Origin of the sequence: Pedobacter jeongneungensis (assembly GCF_000633455.1) — a bacterium.
GTDB classification, from domain to species: domain Bacteria; phylum Bacteroidota; class Bacteroidia; order Sphingobacteriales; family Sphingobacteriaceae; genus Pedobacter; species Pedobacter jeongneungensis_A.
In genome coordinates this window covers 45,345-62,637 of sequence record NZ_AYMG01000029.1, presented here as the reverse complement: position 1 = coordinate 62,637, position 17,293 = coordinate 45,345, and the positions used below count along the sequence as shown (strand labels likewise).

Below are 17,293 nucleotides of genomic sequence, written 5' to 3'. Positions count from 1 at the left end.
TAATGTACGATGTCAATGAAAATAAACCGCCGCACTCAGCAAAAACTTCAACAGCTATTGATTATTGTCCTTTTCTGGATATTAATTGGTGCTGTAATTGCTGTTTTTGAGGATTTAATACTGCATACGCATAATTCATTAGGACCTGTGCCTAATTATTCCTTAAAATCTTCAATACTTTTAAATATATCTATCGGCTTATTTGGAGCCTTAATAGGAGGGAGTTTTCTGGTGTTTTACATCAATGTTAAATATAATGATAAACCTTATGGTTATACACTGTTAATTATAGCAGGCATTTTTACAGGCATTATTTTATCGATAAACGAAATACTCAGCCTTTTATCCTTAGGTGATTCACACCGATTTTTGAAAAACGGACTGGTTTGGGCCATCGTGGTCTCCATAACGCAGTTGCTGTTGCAGGTGAACAGTAAATTCGGACAGGGGATTTTCTGGGACATCATCAGAGGGAAATACAATACCCCCAAAGAAGAATCACGGATTTTTATGTTCCTCGATTTAAATTCATCTACAACAATTGCTGAAAATCTTGGTGATAAAAAATATCACGAATTGCTTAAAGATCTCTTTATCGATATTACCAATCCAATCCTCGAAAACCGTGGCGAAATTTACCAATATGTAGGCGATGAGGTGGTAATTGCGTGGCGTTACGAAGAAGGGTTGAAAAGCAATAAATGCATCAATTGTTTTTTTGATATTAAAGCACATTTGTTTTCGTTAAAAGATAAGTATGAACTAAAATATAGTTTGTTGCCATCTTTTAAGGCAGGCATTCATTGTGGAAGGGTAATTGCAGGCGAAGTAGGGATTATCAAACGTGATATTACTTACTCCGGCGATGTACTCAATACCACTTCGAGGATACAAAATTTATGCAAAACCTATAACCAGGAAATGATCGTGTCAAAAGCGCTCATCGAAGAACTCCAGCTGGTTGGTAATTATAGCACAGAAATGTTGGGCGCCATTAAGCTACGCGGTAAAGAGAAAGAGATGCAGCTTGTAGGTATAAAACCTGTTTAAATTCAATTGTGATTAACCTCACATTAAAATCGTGCGGTTTGTCAATAGCGGCTTCCAATTGCTATCTGCAATTTTGTGGTGTTAAATTTAAAATACCAACAAGATGGAAAAAAGAATCATTAATCCCTGGAAATGGCAAGATCAGCGCAGTTATGTCCAAGCTGTTGAAGTAAAAAATGTAGAAAGCACCTTGTATATTTCAGGTCAAACGGCCATTAGCGATGATGGAATATCAAGCGATGCAGATATGAAAACACAATTGATTGCTGCCCTGAAAAACCTCGAAACGGTAATTGCGCAGGCAGGTTACAAATGTAATGGTATTGTAAGGCTGAATATTTATACCACTGCTACCCACGAGCTCTGGCCGCATTTTAATATCTTTCAGGATTGGATTGCTAAACACAACATTCAGCAGTCGCTAACCTTGCTCGAAGTAAAAAGCCTTTTTGAAACGCTGAAAGTAGAATTGGAAGCTACTGTAGTAAAGTAATTAAAATCTTCGGTCTGTGTCTTCACAGACTGAAACTCATTTGCTATTTGGTCAGTTTAATTTCCTTTGCCCCCTCAACAGCCAACACATGTGTGGTACAATCTTTTGCTTTAAACAGGTCGTATCCTTCCTGCCACCAGGTGGTCATTTCCTGTTTGTTAAATACAAATGAATGTGTGGTAAGTTCGCGGTTAATGAAATAGAAATTAATTTTTACATTCTTATTTGCCGTTTGCAGTTTCGAGATAATCAGGTCGTCATTCGCGATCTGATTGAGCATAAAATCACTCGTCCGGGCAAATACTTCAATCGCATTTTGAAGGGGGGGATTGTTATAAACGGCTTTTTCTTGTCTTAGCACAATGGTGTCAATTTCGGTTGCACCTTTTATAATCGCTTCCTGTACCGGGATGAGGTTCCCGAAACCTCCATCAGCATAATCGTTGCCATTTTTCTGGTAAAGACTCATTAATGGGGCCAGGTTGCACGAAGCCCACATCCAATCGCAAAAATCTTCGTAACCATAATCATTGGTCGATTTGTATTCAATTAGTTGGGTGGTTAAATTGGCCACGGTAACCACCACTTCTTTACCAAGTGCTTTTATGGTTTCAAAATCTTTAAGCTTAAAATTGTTCCTGATTAAATTTCTTAAACCTGTACTGTCGCCAAGGGTTTTTTGTCGCTTAAAAAACTGCTTAATAATCCCGAAATGGTTCATGCGCAGTTTTACTTTTCCATTTTTGTATTTAACTATAAACGGGCAGACCGTAAAAATATCTGATTGTGAAATGGTGGTGTATAATTTTTTGATCCGTTCTACATCGCCAATGGCCAAAAAAGGAATAAGCAAACTACCAGTAGAAGAACCTACAAAGAGATCGTAATTTGTTTGATGGTATTTAATGAGGTATTCTGCTACACCACCGGCAAAAGCACCCTTGCTACCGCCACCTGAAATAACCAATGTCTTCATGATATGCTCCTAAGAAAATTATAATCAAATATAATGGTTTAGTCTGAAGTCTCTGGTTTAAAGTCCTTAGTCTAGAGTCGATTTTACGATTATGATAATAATCAATGATCAATTTTCAATGAGCATTAGCGAGCTACTTATTAGTTGTTTGTCAAAAGTTTATTTTACTCAACGTGTCCTTTCAGCGAATTTGTCATCCTGAGGGATAATTATTTCATAAAATCGATATAAAAGACAGAGCTTTTTGGCAAAAATGATAGGCTGCACGAGATCGTCATTCCCAACCCGATAGCTATCCGATAACGGCCGCACTAATGGATTCTGTGTATGGTAGCGTAGTCGAAGGATCTTTTCATAATGAATGACAGCCATTAGTAACTTAGGCCAGGACAAACCTTAATATTCTTAACTGCTTAATGCCGTTTTCAGTTAGCAGTTTCCAATGAACTAATGACGAATGAAACATTGAACAAATTAAAGTGGCAATCAAATAGGGAAAAATGATGTCTATTCTATAAATACCTCACATGTTTTTTCTCTTTTCCTTGATTAAGTCCTTTTATCACTAAATAAATGCCAGTGAATAAAAGTATTGCGGCAGAAATCAATCCCACAGCCGTAGGTAAAAATATAGCTGCTGCATCAAAAAAAGCTAGCCATTTGAAGTTGGAATACAATAAATAAACAAGTGTAAAAAATGCCGCTAAGGTAAGGCTGGCATAAAAATAAAGGCTTTGCGATTTCATAACTGTTTTTGTTTGGTTAGCGGATTTAGTTTAGATAAGGGTTTTTAGGAATGTAGACCAAGCGATAACCGCTTTTTTTCAGGAGTGCGATCATATCGTCATCCGGCAATTGTTTGAAAATAATAGTGGTTAATACCTGTGCGGGCATTGCCCTTAATTTAACCATGATGTCGAAAAATATTTTCTTCATTTTAATCATCATAAACTGACGGTTGTGCTGCCCGGTTGAGATCGATTCGGCCCCTTTAAACCAATAATTTGGATTGATCTTTTTGAACCCAACCATCGGCAGGCCAAGTCCAGCCGCGAGTTTTTCAAATTCTCTTTCCGAAACCTTGTACACAAAATTCCCAACCGGTTCGAATGAAAAACGGTTTTTCCATAGTTTATTTAGAAATTCTCCATTGTGGATAAAAAGGTTATTTAACATTAATAATAAAGGCATTTTTGTAATAGGATCCTGGGGTTCCATTACCACTACGGCGGTTTTGGCCACTCTGATCATTTCGTACATTGCTGCATAGGGTCTTGGAAAATGATGATAAGATTCTTTACACAGCACAAAATCAAAACTACTATCTTCTCTTGATAGGTTTTCGGCATTTTCTGCTGCGCAGGCATTAATAATTCCCTCTTTTAAAGCCACATTTAAAAAATCGGTGTTCAGGTCGGTCGCCAATGCCTCATTGCCCGAATTTAGGATATATTGGGCGTCAAAGCCATAAGCATCGCCAACGGTAAGCCAACTGCGGTTTTTTCCAGCCAATAGAGGATCAAGACAACTGAAAAATAACTGTTGCAGCCATTGTGCAACATTGTTTTTGTCGGTAGCCTTTACTTTTTTATATAATTCGGTTTTGGCACTTTTTGAAGGAAAGTGTTGATTGTACCAGTTGTTGTGCCGGTTATAGCTTTCATTAGGATGCATTAGATCGGGATTTAAATAAAATACGCAGCCGGTATTGAAAACGCTTGGTCGGAAAATAAACATAACGATAAAAAATAAATTAATTTTAGCCCAGCGTTTTTCCTTTTCATTGCGTAACCATAATACAACACGATGAAAAACCGCTTACCGAACCAAATGGATGAACCTTTTTTTTAAGCAGGATACTAAACTAATCAAAGGCTGCAAGGCCAATGAGCGGCAAGCACAAGAAGGTCTATACAAGCTTTACTATGCAGATATGCTGCGGATATGTTTTCGTTATTTAAAATCAGATGACCTGGCGCACGACGCTCTGAGCATTGGTTTTTTAAAGGTTTTTCAGCATATCCGTAGCTTCGATGCTAAAAAAGGTGAATTTGGTGCCTGGATAAGAACAGTAATGGTACGATCGTGCATCGATCTGGGCCGTAGAGAGGCGAAGTTTAACGATGCGGTGAGCCCGGAAGAAATTGAAGAGGTTTTTATTCAGCCGGCCGTGTTAGACAAGCTTTTTGTGGAAGATCTCCTGAAACTCATTCGCCGGTTACCAACCGCTACCCAATTGGTTTTTAACCTTTCGGTTGTAGATGGTTACTCTCACAAAGAAATAGGAGAACACCTCAATATTACCGAAAGTACCTCGAGATGGCACCTTACGGAAGCAAAGAAACAGTTGAGGAAAATGTTAGCTTCTTCAGCAATTGATAAACCAACTGAAAACACAAAAAGAAGATGAAAAATTCAGCATGGTATCATAAACTCTGGAGCAAGAAATTCGATAACCTTCCAATTAAAGATGTTGCAGATGCCTCGTGGGCGGGTATGCACAAGTTGTTAAACGAACAGATGCCTGGCGGTCCGATAGGTGGTAATCCTCCTGGCGTATCTGCGGGAGCCAAGTTATTCAAAATACTAGGGTATGTATTTTCTGCAGCTGTTACAGTAGCTACAGTGGTATATGTAACAGTTCCTCACACCAAAAACACAAAGAAAGAAATTGTAAAAGAAAACAAAGGGCGATTATCTGATTCTTCGCTTATCGATAGTGATAATGTTGTCAATTATAATAACATTATTGATAGTAACCTGATCAATAATAAAGATACGTTAAATAGCCTGGCCGAAAAAAATGAAGTGGGTGATAGTAGAATAGCCAAACATGAAAATCAAGCTGTTGCAACGGTAACAAAGAAAAACGATGTTTCTATTGTTGCTGCATTACATTCTGTTTCTGCACCAGGGCATCAAATTAAAGGGATGGAAAAATCTGATCCGGCCAATGTTGCAGTAAATTTGGCAAACAGACAATCAAAGCATCATCCTGCTGTTTTTTCAAGCATAGATTCTTTGGACAAAAGGCGTAATGAAGAATTGGTGGTATCAAGCAAATTTTGGCAGGATAATATACTTCAAGGTGATGCCGTCAACCAGGTTAAAAACTTAACATCTTTACAGCCTATCCTGCAGTTGCGTGCAGATTATAGTAGTTTGCAAATTGCCAGTTCTCCTAAGGGCAGAGATAAAAATAAGTCAATTGGGAATAACTCCGGAAAAAACAAAAAAACGAAAGAAATTAAGCTATCGAAAAGCAAAACAATAAAAACTAAACCGGAAAGCATTGGAGATGGTGAACAGAAATACAGTTACGGGATAACAGGCGGAATGAATGTGCAAAAAAGTGGAAGTAGCTTTTCAGCTGGATTGTTTGGTAGTTATGCTTTTGATAAAAAATGGCAGCTTGTTGCAGGCGTTAACATCAATAGTGCTCAAAAGCTAGCGAGAGAATTTACACATCCAAGTTATTATCGCCCTGATTCATTACCTCCGTTTACGATCGCAGATGAAAGAAAAGTGATAACGGTAGATTTCCCATTAGCGGCAGCTTACAGGTTATCCAAAAAAATAAGCGTTAAGGCTGGGCCGATAATTGCTTTCTCCATCAAACAATCTGATGTGTTTACCAAATTAAAACCAATAGCTGATCCACGTGATACATTATATCATGGCAAAGCGGTTGATTCTGCTTTAGTTAATACAGTAGCAAATAAGGTAAGTATTGGCTTTATGGGCGGCATAAGTGTACATATTAAACAATTCGATATCAACGGCAGCTACCAATGGTTAAAGCCAAACAAAGTCAGTAATAGTTTAGGGTCTTCTAATCAAGCCAATCAATTTTTTAGAATCGGAATTGCCTATCGGTTGTAGTAGTTTTGTTAGTTCGAAATCTATTTTCGGGATTTTAACAGAGATGATAGGGTTCGTAATATTGTCATTGTGAGAAGGCTTTTTCAACAGAAGAAGCAACCTTAATGCGGTCGCTTATAGCGAAATTTGTGAGATCGCTTCCCCGAAAAGTCGGGGCAGGCTGTCGTACCTCCTCACAATGACGAGTCTTTCTAAGAATTTTAATCTCAGGTTTATAACCTTTTCAGCGCATCTTCATTACCCAGTTTCGTATCCGATTTCTGGATTTTCGATTTACCAAATTTATAGGTAAAACCTACAAAAATACGCTTACTATCAGTACTAACCCTTTCGGCAGAATTAAAAGTGCCATAATTACGTTCGATAAGGTAATCGTTGCGTTTAAAAACCAGTTCGTTTCCGCCTAAGCGCAACTGTCCTTTACCTTCCCAAAGGTTGAGTAAAAACGAAGCATCAATATTTTTATAACCAGTGTTCTTCGAAAGATCCTGCACATAGTTGGTCCAGTAATAGGCGTCTATCTGCAGTTTCAGGTTCTTCGAAATTTTAAAAACCTGCGAACTTTTAAAATCAGAGTGAAAAGCAGCCAATTTATAATTTACACCTAAAACCGGTCCTTCTGCAGTATTATAACCTATAGGCGTACCGCTGTTGAGGGTTTCCCACCAATCGTTGATTTTGATCGGATAAAACAGATAAAGCGAAACATCCGATGCCCGGTCGAGGTTCCGGCGCATATAATAAATAACCTTCGTTGCAAGATCCTGCTTGTAGGGGAACAGTCCGATCGTCCCTTTGGTACGGGTGTAACTTAATGAAAGGTTAAGCTTATAAATATTCGCACTTAACGTATAAGTATCATCAAACTGGGGTGTAAGTGAAGGGTTACCTTGTTCAATGGTATATTGATTAAGCAAAACGGTATAGGGCACTAACTCATAATAGGGTGCACGGTTAATGGTGGGTTTAAACGAAATGGAAATATTGTTGTCCTGGTTAAAATTATGCTGATAAAGAAAAGTGGGAAAGAAATTGCTGTAATCTTGTTTAAAATTCCCCACAAAATCAGCTCTGGTATTTTCAACCCTTAAACCAAGCTGTACTTTATCTTTTTTCCAGTCTTTGCTCAGTATTCCGTAAACCGAAGCAATTGATTCTTTCAGGTTACTCTCATTAGAAAATATGGGGTTGGATGTTAATTCTCCGTTGCGGTTATCTTGATAATTTACGCTGGTGTTAGAGTTGGTGTATTGAAATTTAAGACCAGTTTCCAGCTTCCATTGCTTTTTAAACTCATGCGTATAATCGGCCTGAGCGATGTAAACATCGATAGCGGCCTTGTTCCTGTTCTGGTAATGGGTAGGGATTCTGATGATATTACCCGATCCATCATAAAGCACCGAAGGGAAATCCTGAAAAAGGTTACGTTTCCATGGGGTAAAAGTGGCCAGTACCACGAGGTCGTTTTTGCCCGAATCGGCCAGAAGATGATAATTAAAGTTATAGGTGTAAGAACTGGCGCGTTGGTTAAACGTGGCATCAGTATACGATACTGAATCGATACGGATGTTTTTCCGGCCAAATTCATTCGTTGTTGCCCATGGTCCTTTAAAATAGAAGATGCCTCCATTTGCAAAAAGCCCTATGCTCTGGTTTTTATCCAGTTGCAGCTCGGCACTGGCCTGAAAATTATAGAGGTTGTTATGCGATATCCGCGACCAGTTATTGGTTAAATAATATAAAGGATCAGTAGGATCCTGGAACCTTTCCGAACTTATACTGAAAATGTTGGTTCCTTTGGTAACACCGCCACCCGCATAAAGGGTTAGGTTTTTATGTTTGTAAGTAGCCGAAGTATTGAGGTTGCCAGTAGCATATTTCCCGGTTGATCCATCAGCGCGGACATCGCCTGTAAAACCTTCAATCTGGCTTTTTTTAGTGATAATGTTGATCACGGCGCCAAAAGCAGCGTCGTATTTGGCTGAGGGTTGGGTAATCAGTTCTATTTTAAGGATATTGCCTGCCGGCAGGGTTTGCAGGATATTTTCCAATGCCGCATCAGGTACGGGTTTGCCATCGATTAAAATCATGGTCCGTTTTCCCTGTAAGCTCACCGTATTATCTGCCGAGATCCGAACAAAAGGTGCCGATTTTAATACCTGGAGCGAATTGCCCACCGCCATAGCACTGTTATCTACATTAAAAATCAATCTGTCGCTTTTGGCTTCAACAAGTGGTTTACTAGCCGTAATTTTAACTTCCTTTAAATTCTCGCCCGATGACTGCATCGCAATAGGGGCAATGCTTACCGGGGCGTTACCGCCAACTGTAAAAGGCTTGGTGGTATAAGGACTGTACCCAATAGGCGAAACCCTGATTTTATAAATGCCAGGTTTAACCGATGGAAAGGTGAATTTCCCATCAAGATCGGTTAGCGAATTGATCACAAAAGATGAATCGGCTGCTACCAATAGGGTTACTGTAGTATATTCCAAAGGTTTGGCATGTTCATCCAACAACCTTCCACTTACCTGATCCTTTGCAACAGAATCTACAACTACAGGGCTGATATTTTGCTTTACAGGTGCTGCGGTTTTAGAAACCGTAGGAAAAATAGAGTAGTTTTTATCATCTACCTTGTACCAGGATAAATTAAGCGGTAAAACAACAGCATCTAAAATTTGCTTTAAAGGTTTACCCACAAAATTATTGGCCTGATAAAGCACCTGTTTTTGCTTAAGCTGACTTTCTTCGTATAAAAAATTGACTTTAAACTGTATGCTCAATTTAGCGAGGACTTGTGTTAAAGCCTGTGTTTCTTCTTGTTTTGCCTGTTGGCCAAATGTAAATTGCTTGAAAAACAGGGTGCACATCAAGATAATAAGGCTAACTTTTAAGTTCTTTTTCATGATCCCTACCTTATTTAGATGTAACAATAAGTTCGTTCGTAGCCTCTTTCGGGCTGATACTGATGTTCAGCGTAACGCCAATGGCCTTAAACAGTACACCCCGATCCTTTGCACTTAAAGTACCTGATAATCTTTTCTCCAGAATTTTCGGATCATCAACCACCACCTTATAGCCATAAATATCTTCGAAATAATCAAATATTTTAGCCACAGGAACATTGCGGAAATAAAGTTTCCCATCTTTCCACGAAGCATATTCGGCAACATTGATCGGTTTTTTAACCAGTTTGCCATTTGCATACTCCGCAATATCACCAGGCGCTAAAATAAGTGGTTTCGTTTCGCCAGTCTTTAAATCCAGACTGATTTTACCTTCCAAAAGGGCAACCTCAGTATGCCCCCTTCTGTCGTTTACGTTAAAGGAGGTTCCTAAAACTTCTACATTAACTGCTCCGGTATGTACAATAAAACGTTCGTGGTTTTGTACTGCACCCCTTTGATGCAGGTGATTTACTTTTAAAAAGGCTTCGCCAGAGATCCAAACCTCACGGATTTCGTCTTTATCCCAGTTTTTATCATATTTAATCTGGGAGTTCGCATTTAGCGTTACGATTGATCCATCAGGTAAAGTGATGTTTTTCAATTGGCCATAAGGCGTCTCGATATTTACTTTTTGATTAACCGAATATAAAACGCCGATACAGAAGAGGATACCTGCCACAACGGCTGCAGCGGCATAACGGTACCACATTGGGAGGGTTCTGCCTGTTTTTTTGACCAAAATGGTTTTAGCTTCGATATTTTGCCAAAGTTGTTGTTGTTCAATTGTGCTAAGTTCATCTGTTTCGAACCGCATGGATAATACAATATTTCTTGCACTTACAATCAGAGGAATTAAGTTCGGAAAAGTATTCTGGACATTCTGCCAAAACGTATCTGCTGTTTCGTCAGGCTGAATTACCCAAAGGATAAAGGTTTCATCATTGATCAGGTCTGCTAAAGTATAAGCTTTGTAATCGCTTAGCTGTTTCTTCATTGTTCTTCTTTTGATCCTATTAGCAGTAGCAGTAGTTTTTTACCCCATCCAAATGAATAAAAATTTTAAATTTATTGTATTTATCTGATTATCAGTTTATTAATTTTAAGTGAAGAATAAGATAAAGCAGCAATAAATCATCTTTTGAAAGATTATTACGCAGATAATCTAACGAACGGGCCATGATTTTATACCCTGCCTTTACTGTAATGCCCATTACTTCGGCAATTTCTTCGTAACTCAATTGCTCGTAAAACTTAAGGAAAATGGCTTCCCGTTGCCTTGCGGTAAGTTTGGCTAATGCATTTTGAAGCTGTTCGCTCACTTGCAACTGCCTTTCGTTATTAATCAAGGTTTCTTCTACATTTAAAACCACCTGAAACGAATAGTTTTCCGTTTCCTCATACGTTTCATTTTTACTTAAATGAAAGGTTTTTTTAAAAATGGCATGTCTGAAAGATTTGTATAGGTAGTTTTTTACATGATCAGGGTTTCCAACCGAATTTCTATTCGTCCACAGCCCTACAAAAAGATCCTGTATACATTCTTTAATCAGGTCTTTGTCTTTGGTGAACTTCGACCCATAATTATACAAACCAGCCGAATGCGTTTTATAAAGATATTCGAAAGAAGCGGGATCGCCATCTTTAAAGCCGTTCCAATGCTGGGTTTCGTTGTTCGGGTTATGGTTTTGGTGGAGCTGCAAAATATCAGTCTGAATAGGCTTAAGCTATAGTATTCAACAATTAAATTTTTATTACAACAACTGTTGATGGCCAAACATAAGTAAATTCTTTTAAACGTATATAGTAGTTTGATAGTTCAAATGCCACAATTCCACTCTGCTGCCACTGCCATAAAAAAAGTCGTCATTGCGAGGAGGAACGACGAAGCAATCACATCGTAAATAAAATAATACACTTTAACCAGCCTCATTCTTTTTCCCTATCTTTTCCAACACTAACCAATATATCCCTTTTATAGATAAAACGATTTACCATTTCCGGAACATGAAAACTATTTACAAAGCAATTTTTGCCATTGGTGCTTTACTATTTCTTTCCAGCTTTGGCTTTGCAGCTGATATCGAAATTAAGATTAACAAGCGTTACCTCAACCTGCCCGTTTCGCAAAAGCAGGCCAGAGCAAATATGAAATTTGAAATTGCAGGCAAGCAGGAAAGGGTTTTTAAGATCAGACTGGCAAAAGATGAACCCGAATATTGGGTTTTCTGTGATGTTACCGCACTGAAAGGTAAAATAATAAAAATCAGTTATGAAGGTGATGCAACTGGTTTACAGAAAATATATCAAAATAATGAAATTGAAGGCCAAAAGTTAATTTATAAGGAGAAAAACCGACCGCAGTTTCATTTCACTACAAAAAGAGGTTGGATAAACGACCCTAACGGCCTTATTTTTTATGAAGGCGAATATCACCTGTTTTATCAGCATAATCCTTATGAACGGGAATGGGAAAACATGTCCTGGGGCCATGCGGTAAGTAAAGATATGATTCACTGGGAAGAGTTGCCAACCGCATTAAGTCCTGATCAAACAGGTACGATGTTTTCTGGTTCAACTGTAATTGATTATAATAATACGGCTGGTTTTAACAATGGTAATACACCTGCCATGGTGGCCACTTACACCGCTTTTACGGATGAGAAGCAGGTGCAATGTATGGCTTATAGTTTGGATAAAGGACGTACCTGGACAAAATACAGCAAAAACCCGGTCATTGATTCCAAAGCAAAATGGAACAGTGTAGATACAAGGGACCCAAGGGTTTTCTGGTATAAAGCCGGTAAACATTGGGTGATGGTGCTGAATGAACTCGATGGGCATTCGATTTATAATTCGACCAATTTAAAAGACTGGACATTCCAAAGTCATACCACCGGCTTTTGGGAATGCCCCGATTTATTTGAACTCCCTATTGACGGAAATAAAAATAAAACGAAGTGGGTAATGTATGGCGCGTCTAATACCTACATGACGGGTACTTTTGATGGAAAGAAATTTATACCCGAATCTGGTAAACATTATTATGTAACCGGAAGTATTTATGCCGCCCAAACTTTCACCAATATCCCGGAAAGTGATGGCAGAAGGATCCAGATAGGATGGGGGAGGATCGGTCACCCCGATATGCCATTTAATGGCATGATGCTTTTGCCCACCGAACTGAAACTTAAAACCACAAAAGATGGCTTACGCTTGGTAAGCGAGCCGATAAAAGAAGCTGAACAACTTTTCGAAGGCGTTGGCGAATGGAACAATTTGAGTGCAAAAGATGCGAACGAAAAACTCAAAACTTTTAACAATACAGATAGGATTCGCATTAAAACAAAACTGAAACTTTCGCATGCTACCAGTGCCGGGCTCAGCCTTTCAGGACAGAAAATATTGGATTACGATATGAATTTTAATCTCGTAAACGGTGTTTTTTATTCGCCAGAGGATATGACCAGCATGGAAATCTCCGCTGATATTTACATCGATAGGACCTCAATTGAAGTCTTTATTGATGGTGGTGCCTATTCTTATTCGATGGAGCGGAAACCGGATACTAAAAATACCGAAGGCTTTCAGTTTTGGGGAAATAATATCGAAATTAAAGATTTAAAGGTTTATTCTGTTAAATCGATCTGGGAATAGATTGATCGTCACCCTGAATTTATTTCAGGGTCTTATGGCAAGAAAGACACTGATCCTAATGTAAATCTGGACAATATAAAGATTGAGTTAGGCGCTGAAAGCAACAAATTTGGTTGAAATATTAACTGCTACATCAGTTATTTAAAACATTGAATTAAATGTAACATTATGAAAAAGAAATTCTTATCAATTATTACCAGCTTCCTTATTTTCCTGACTTCAGGTCCACTTTCAGCGCAACAAAAATATCCGGAATTAGGGATTGTAAGCGGTTTAGCACAAGATAGCATTGCTTATGCTGCCGGCTTCAGGTTGATTGGTGAATCAGTACCGAAAATACTTTCGCCCACTTTGAGCGACGATGAATTTCAAGCCAATTTGAAAAGGATCAATGCCGCGAAATGTAAAGTGTTAAGTTGTAACCTCTTCTTTCCGGGTAATTTAAAAATAGCAGGCCCTGATGTAAATGAGGCAAAAGTTTTAAGTTATACAGAAACGGTTCTTTCGAGGGCAAAACAAGCAGGTGTAAAATACATCGTTCTGGGCAGTTCAGGGGCGAGGAGCATTCCGGCAGGTTACGATATAGACAAAGCAAAAGCAGATTTCATAATCCTTTGCAAAAAATTGGGGCAGATTGCAAAGAAAAACGATGTGGTAATCCTATTGGAAAACCTCGAAACCACTGAAACCAATTTTATTACTTCATTAAAAGCAGCAGCCGAAATTGTAAAGAAAGTAAACGAACCCAATTTCCGGCTGAATGTAGATGTTTTCCACATGCTGCGTGAAGGCGAATCGCCCGATGAAATTATTGCAGCAGCCAAACAGGTCGGCTTTTGCGAAATTGCTGAAAAAGAGAAACGTACCCTGCCCGGGGTAGCCGGCGATGATTTTAGACCATATCTAAGGGCATTAAAGAAAATCAACTATAAAGGATACATCTTTATGGAAGCCAGTATCAGTAATGCCGCTGTAGAAATGCCACAGGCCTTTAAATATTTATCCGCTCAGGTTGCCGAAGTTTACACTACAAAATAACCCTAACGATTAAGTTTTTAAAACACCAATATATTGATAAGTATTGAGAAGCACACCTGTTGGAGTGGCTTTTGTGCTCACTAAAGCAAGTTCCTGGCCCTTAACCTGGTCAGAAAAGAAGCGTTTGCCTCTGCCGAGCAAAACCGGGTACACAATCAATACAACTTCATCAACCAATCCTTGTTCCAGTAACAAAGAGGTTAAAGTCGAACTGCCATATAAAACCAGGTCAGGGCCATCTGTTGATTTGATGCTACGGATCCCCGCTATAATATCTGTACCTAAATCAGCTGCTGGTCCCCATTCCAAACTGTCAGCCCTGTGAGTGGCCACATATTTTATGGCAGCATTGAGGCTGTTTGCCATCGGGTTATCGCCTGCTTTTGGCCAAAATGCAGACCACTGATCGTAAGTAGTACGGCCAAGCAGCAAATCGAAATTACTGCCCTGTGCCTCCAGTAAGAGTGCCAGTCCGGCTGGAGTCCGATATGGATTCGTCCATCCCGCATAAGTGAAGTTGTCATCATTTTCGTGTTGAATCACCCCGTCAAGCGAGATATGTTCAAAAAACTTTATTTTTCTCATTTTATTTCCTGTTAGTTGCTATTCAAAGATAAAAAGCAAAAATTACGTGCATACGGGGCAATCATGACAATATGCAGTCGCTTTTATGACTATTTGTGCAAGAAAATAAATTAACCATGTTCAGAGCAGAAGACACCAGTATGCCTTCATTTTTATTGGTTGATTGTTAATATTAAAATTAATTATATAAAATCTATAGAATTAGTAGATTATTTTTTTAGTTTTGCATCATTATATAATACTTATCCAGAAAGACCGAGGGAAAGGCCCTAAGACGTCTAAGCAACCTATACACTTGTAAAAGGTGCTAATTCCTTTCTGCCATATGGTAGAGAAGATAAGTTGGTTATGCATCCGCATGCTAATTGATTTTGAGGTCGCTCAAAGTTTTTCTGGTAAAAAAACTCCTAAAAATCAGAAAGAATGAAGAAAACTTTTACCCTTATTACCGCTATTCAACTGCTCTCACTTACATTATTGGCACAGGAAAGGCCAATAAGTGGTTTTAAAACTCAAAATATTTCCATACAGCGCGATATTGAACAGAAATTTGATGCAGGGCTTAATAAGGAAAATATCGGGGTAACCATAAAAGAACTTTCTGCCAATCCACACCATTTAGGCTCAAAAGGCAGTAAAGCAGTAGCAGAATCCGTTTTAAACAAGTTTAAAAGTTACGGCTGGAATGCAAAAATAGAGACCTATTATGTTTTATTTCCAACACCTAAAACCCGGTCTGTAGAATTATTAGGGAACAATAAATACCATGCTACGCTCGAAGAACAGGCTGTTAAAGAAGATCTGGCTACCGCACAACAGGGGCAATTGCCTCCTTACAATGCCTGGGGGGCTGATGGTGATGTAAGTGCTGGACTTATTTTTGTAAATTATGGGTTGCCAGCCGATTATGATAAACTGGAACGCCTGGGGGTTAGTGTAAAAGGAAAGATTGTAATTGCGAAATATGGCAGATCATGGCGTGGCATTAAACCTAAAATTGCTTACGAACATGGGGCTGTGGGCTGTATTATTTACTCCGACCCCAAAGATGATGGCTTTGTAAAGGGGGATGTGTACCCACAGGGCGCTTTTAAGCCTGAATTCGCTGTTCAACGTGGATCGGTAATGGACATGGTGATTTATCCAGGCGATCCGTTAACGCCAGGCATCGGTGCTACGAAAGATGCAAAACGTATTGAACGGGCAGAAGCCAAAACCATTCTTAAAATCCCGGTACAGCCCATTAGTTACCATGATGCGCTTCCATTATTAACTGCACTTAAAGGTCAGGTGGTCCCTTCCGATTGGAGCGGTGGTTTACCTGTTACTTACCATATTGGAGATGGAAGCACTTTGGTGCGTTTAAACCTCGCCTTTAACTGGGATATTGTTCCGGCCTATAACGTAGTAGCCAAATTAGAAGGAAGCAAATTCAAAAACCAGTGGATCATCCGTGGCAACCATCACGATGCCTGGGTAAACGGCGCTGCAGATCCGGTAAGTGGATTGGCCTCATTATTAGAAGAAGCTAAATCTATCGGCTTATTGGCTAAAGCAGGTATAAAACCCAAGCGTACACTTGTTTATATTGCCTGGGATGGAGAAGAGCAATCACTTTTAGGCTCAACAGAATGGGTAGAAGACCATGCAGCTGAGTTAAATAATAAGGCTGTTGCCTACATCAACTCGGATGGCAATGGTAGAGGTTTTTTAGAAGCAGGCGGCTCGCATGCCCTTGAAAATTTTGTGTCTGAAATTTCAAAAGAGGTAAAAGATCCACAGGTTAACAGTACTATTTTCGAACGCTGGAAGGCCAATAAAGTTATTTCCACTGCTTCGCTTAGCGAACGAAAAAAAATACAGGATAATCAAAATATTGATCTTGGTGCGCTGGGTACCGGATCAGATTATTCTGCATTTTTGCAGCACCTGGGTATCCCTACTTTAAGCCTTGGTTTTGGCGGTGAAGATGAAGGGGGAGAATACCATACTAATTTCGATACCTACGATAATTTTATAAAATTCAAAGATCCCGGTTTTGAGTATGGCTTAGCCTTATCTCAAACAGCCGGAAGAGCGGTATTACGCCTGGCCAATGCAGATGTACTTCCCTTTAATTTCACAAATCTTCAGGTTAAAATAGCCACTTATGTTACCGAAGTAACTGCTTTGGCCAAACAGCTTAAAGAAACCGCTCAAAGCCAGAATACACTCATTTCAAATGGTGCCTATCAGCTGGCAAATGATCCAAAAGAAAATCTAAAAAATCCTCCAACGCAGGTAGAATTGCCTGAATTCGATTTTAAAGCGCTGAATGCTGCTGTTGATAGTTTAAAAACAGCTGCATCTCACCTCAATCAGTCTGTAACCACATCGCTGGCTTCAGGTGCCAATACCGATAAACTCAATACACTGCTTTTTCAGGCCGAAAAACAATTGCTACAAGAGAACGGTTTACCAGGCCGGCCCTGGTACAAACACAGTATTTATGCACCAGGGCTATATACCGGTTATGGTGTTAAAACCCTTCCTGGCGTGCGGGAAGCCATCGAACAGTACCATGTAAAAGAGGTGCAGGAACAGATTTCTGTATTAACGGCCTCCATCTTAAAACTCTCGCAATTTATCAACTCAACCAAACATTTTTAAATATTATCCCAAACC

14 protein-coding genes and 1 riboswitch are annotated in these 17,293 nt (G+C 39.1%); of the genes, 7 read left to right on the top strand and 7 right to left on the bottom strand.

Annotation, left to right across the window (positions count from 1 at the left end; all coding sequences use genetic code 11):
• Nucleotides 1-15 precede the first annotated feature (15 nt).
• Complete coding sequence (locus U859_RS0124435; protein ID WP_025145890.1) at nt 16-1,050, top strand: adenylate/guanylate cyclase domain-containing protein; 1,035 nt, start codon at nt 16-18, stop codon at nt 1,048-1,050.
• A 103-nt stretch (nt 1,051-1,153) separates the two neighbouring features.
• Entirely contained in the window at nt 1,154-1,543 is a 390-nt protein-coding gene (locus U859_RS0124430) for a RidA family protein (protein ID WP_025145889.1), read from the top strand.
• Between the two features lie 43 nt (nt 1,544-1,586).
• On the opposite strand, the gene U859_RS0124425 is transcribed toward U859_RS0124430, so the two are convergent.
• The 3 genes from U859_RS0124425 to U859_RS0124415 all read right to left on the bottom strand — a co-directional run bounded on the left by U859_RS0124425 (nt 1,587) and on the right by U859_RS0124415 (nt 4,193).
• Nucleotides 1,587-2,519 (bottom strand): patatin-like phospholipase family protein, encoded by a 933-nt coding sequence (locus U859_RS0124425; protein ID WP_025145888.1) that lies wholly within the window; start codon nt 2,517-2,519, stop codon nt 1,587-1,589.
• A 512-nt stretch (nt 2,520-3,031) separates the two neighbouring features.
• Nucleotides 3,032-3,265 carry a hypothetical protein gene (locus U859_RS0124420; RefSeq protein WP_025145887.1) on the bottom strand — a complete coding sequence of 78 codons (234 nt, stop codon included), beginning with the start codon at nt 3,263-3,265 and terminating at the stop codon, nt 3,032-3,034.
• A 25-nt stretch (nt 3,266-3,290) separates the two neighbouring features.
• Nucleotides 3,291-4,193, bottom strand: a complete 903-nt coding sequence (locus tag U859_RS0124415) for a class I SAM-dependent methyltransferase (protein ID WP_025145886.1) — start codon at nt 4,191-4,193, stop codon at nt 3,291-3,293.
• 160 nt (nt 4,194-4,353) lie between these two features.
• Here U859_RS0124415 and U859_RS0124410 point away from each other — a divergent pair, with 160 nt between their 5' ends.
• Together U859_RS0124410 and U859_RS0124405 are read left to right on the top strand one after the other, a co-directional pair.
• On the top strand, nt 4,354-4,929 hold the full coding sequence (locus U859_RS0124410) for an RNA polymerase sigma factor (protein ID WP_025145885.1): 576 nt from the start codon (nt 4,354-4,356) through the stop codon (nt 4,927-4,929).
• Complete coding sequence (locus tag U859_RS0124405; RefSeq protein WP_025145884.1) at nt 4,926-6,401, top strand: outer membrane beta-barrel protein; 1,476 nt, start codon at nt 4,926-4,928, stop codon at nt 6,399-6,401. The genes U859_RS0124410 and U859_RS0124405 overlap by 4 nt, the downstream gene beginning before the upstream one ends.
• Before the next feature lie 212 nt (nt 6,402-6,613).
• Here the strand turns inward: U859_RS0124405 and U859_RS0124400 are convergent, their stop codons facing one another.
• The 3 genes from U859_RS0124400 to U859_RS0124390 form a co-directional block, all read right to left on the bottom strand.
• Entirely contained in the window at nt 6,614-9,310 is a 2,697-nt protein-coding gene (locus tag U859_RS0124400; RefSeq protein ID WP_025145883.1) for an outer membrane beta-barrel family protein, read from the bottom strand.
• 10 nt (nt 9,311-9,320) lie between these two features.
• Entirely contained in the window at nt 9,321-10,346 is a 1,026-nt protein-coding gene (locus U859_RS31300; RefSeq protein ID WP_025145882.1) for a FecR family protein, read from the bottom strand.
• A 91-nt stretch (nt 10,347-10,437) separates the two neighbouring features.
• Nucleotides 10,438-11,052: an RNA polymerase sigma factor gene (locus tag U859_RS0124390; RefSeq protein WP_025145881.1), complete on the bottom strand. Its 615-nt coding sequence runs from the start codon at nt 11,050-11,052 to the stop codon at nt 10,438-10,440.
• Nucleotides 11,053-11,356: 304 nt separating this feature from the next.
• Here U859_RS0124390 and U859_RS0124385 point away from each other — a divergent pair, with 304 nt between their 5' ends.
• On the top strand, nt 11,357-13,006 hold the full coding sequence (locus tag U859_RS0124385) for a 2,6-beta-D-fructofuranosidase (protein ID WP_025145880.1): 1,650 nt from the start codon (nt 11,357-11,359) through the stop codon (nt 13,004-13,006).
• Between the two features lie 168 nt (nt 13,007-13,174).
• Nucleotides 13,175-14,044, top strand: a complete 870-nt coding sequence (locus U859_RS0124380; protein WP_025145879.1) for a sugar phosphate isomerase/epimerase family protein — start codon at nt 13,175-13,177, stop codon at nt 14,042-14,044.
• 9 nt (nt 14,045-14,053) lie between these two features.
• Here the strand turns inward: U859_RS0124380 and U859_RS0124375 are convergent, their stop codons facing one another.
• Entirely contained in the window at nt 14,054-14,629 is a 576-nt protein-coding gene (locus U859_RS0124375; protein ID WP_025145878.1) for a dihydrofolate reductase family protein, read from the bottom strand.
• Between the two features lie 239 nt (nt 14,630-14,868).
• Nucleotides 14,869-14,973, top strand: a riboswitch (SAM riboswitch).
• Nucleotides 14,974-15,052: 79 nt separating this feature from the next.
• Between U859_RS0124375 and U859_RS0124365 the strand changes: the two genes are divergently transcribed.
• Nucleotides 15,053-17,278: a transferrin receptor-like dimerization domain-containing protein gene (locus U859_RS0124365; protein WP_025145877.1), complete on the top strand. Its 2,226-nt coding sequence runs from the start codon at nt 15,053-15,055 to the stop codon at nt 17,276-17,278.
• Nucleotides 17,279-17,293 lie beyond the last annotated feature (15 nt).

Coding starts and splice junctions, on each gene's coding strand:
- U859_RS0124435 (WP_025145890.1), top strand. CDS start 16: ATGAAAATAAACCGCCGCACTCAGCAAAAACTTCAACAGCTATTGATT.
- U859_RS0124430 (WP_025145889.1), top strand. CDS start 1,154: ATGGAAAAAAGAATCATTAATCCCTGGAAATGGCAAGATCAGCGCAGT.
- U859_RS0124425 (WP_025145888.1), bottom strand. CDS start 2,519: ATGAAGACATTGGTTATTTCAGGTGGCGGTAGCAAGGGTGCTTTTGCC.
- U859_RS0124420 (WP_025145887.1), bottom strand. CDS start 3,265: ATGAAATCGCAAAGCCTTTATTTTTATGCCAGCCTTACCTTAGCGGCA.
- U859_RS0124415 (WP_025145886.1), bottom strand. CDS start 4,193: ATGCATCCTAATGAAAGCTATAACCGGCACAACAACTGGTACAATCAA.
- U859_RS0124410 (WP_025145885.1), top strand. CDS start 4,354: ATGAACCTTTTTTTTAAGCAGGATACTAAACTAATCAAAGGCTGCAAG.
- U859_RS0124405 (WP_025145884.1), top strand. CDS start 4,926: ATGAAAAATTCAGCATGGTATCATAAACTCTGGAGCAAGAAATTCGAT.
- U859_RS0124400 (WP_025145883.1), bottom strand. CDS start 9,310: ATGAAAAAGAACTTAAAAGTTAGCCTTATTATCTTGATGTGCACCCTG.
- U859_RS31300 (WP_025145882.1), bottom strand. CDS start 10,346: ATGAAGAAACAGCTAAGCGATTACAAAGCTTATACTTTAGCAGACCTG.
- U859_RS0124385 (WP_025145880.1), top strand. CDS start 11,357: ATGAAAACTATTTACAAAGCAATTTTTGCCATTGGTGCTTTACTATTT.
- U859_RS0124380 (WP_025145879.1), top strand. CDS start 13,175: ATGAAAAAGAAATTCTTATCAATTATTACCAGCTTCCTTATTTTCCTG.
- U859_RS0124375 (WP_025145878.1), bottom strand. CDS start 14,629: ATGAGAAAAATAAAGTTTTTTGAACATATCTCGCTTGACGGGGTGATT.
- U859_RS0124365 (WP_025145877.1), top strand. CDS start 15,053: ATGAAGAAAACTTTTACCCTTATTACCGCTATTCAACTGCTCTCACTT.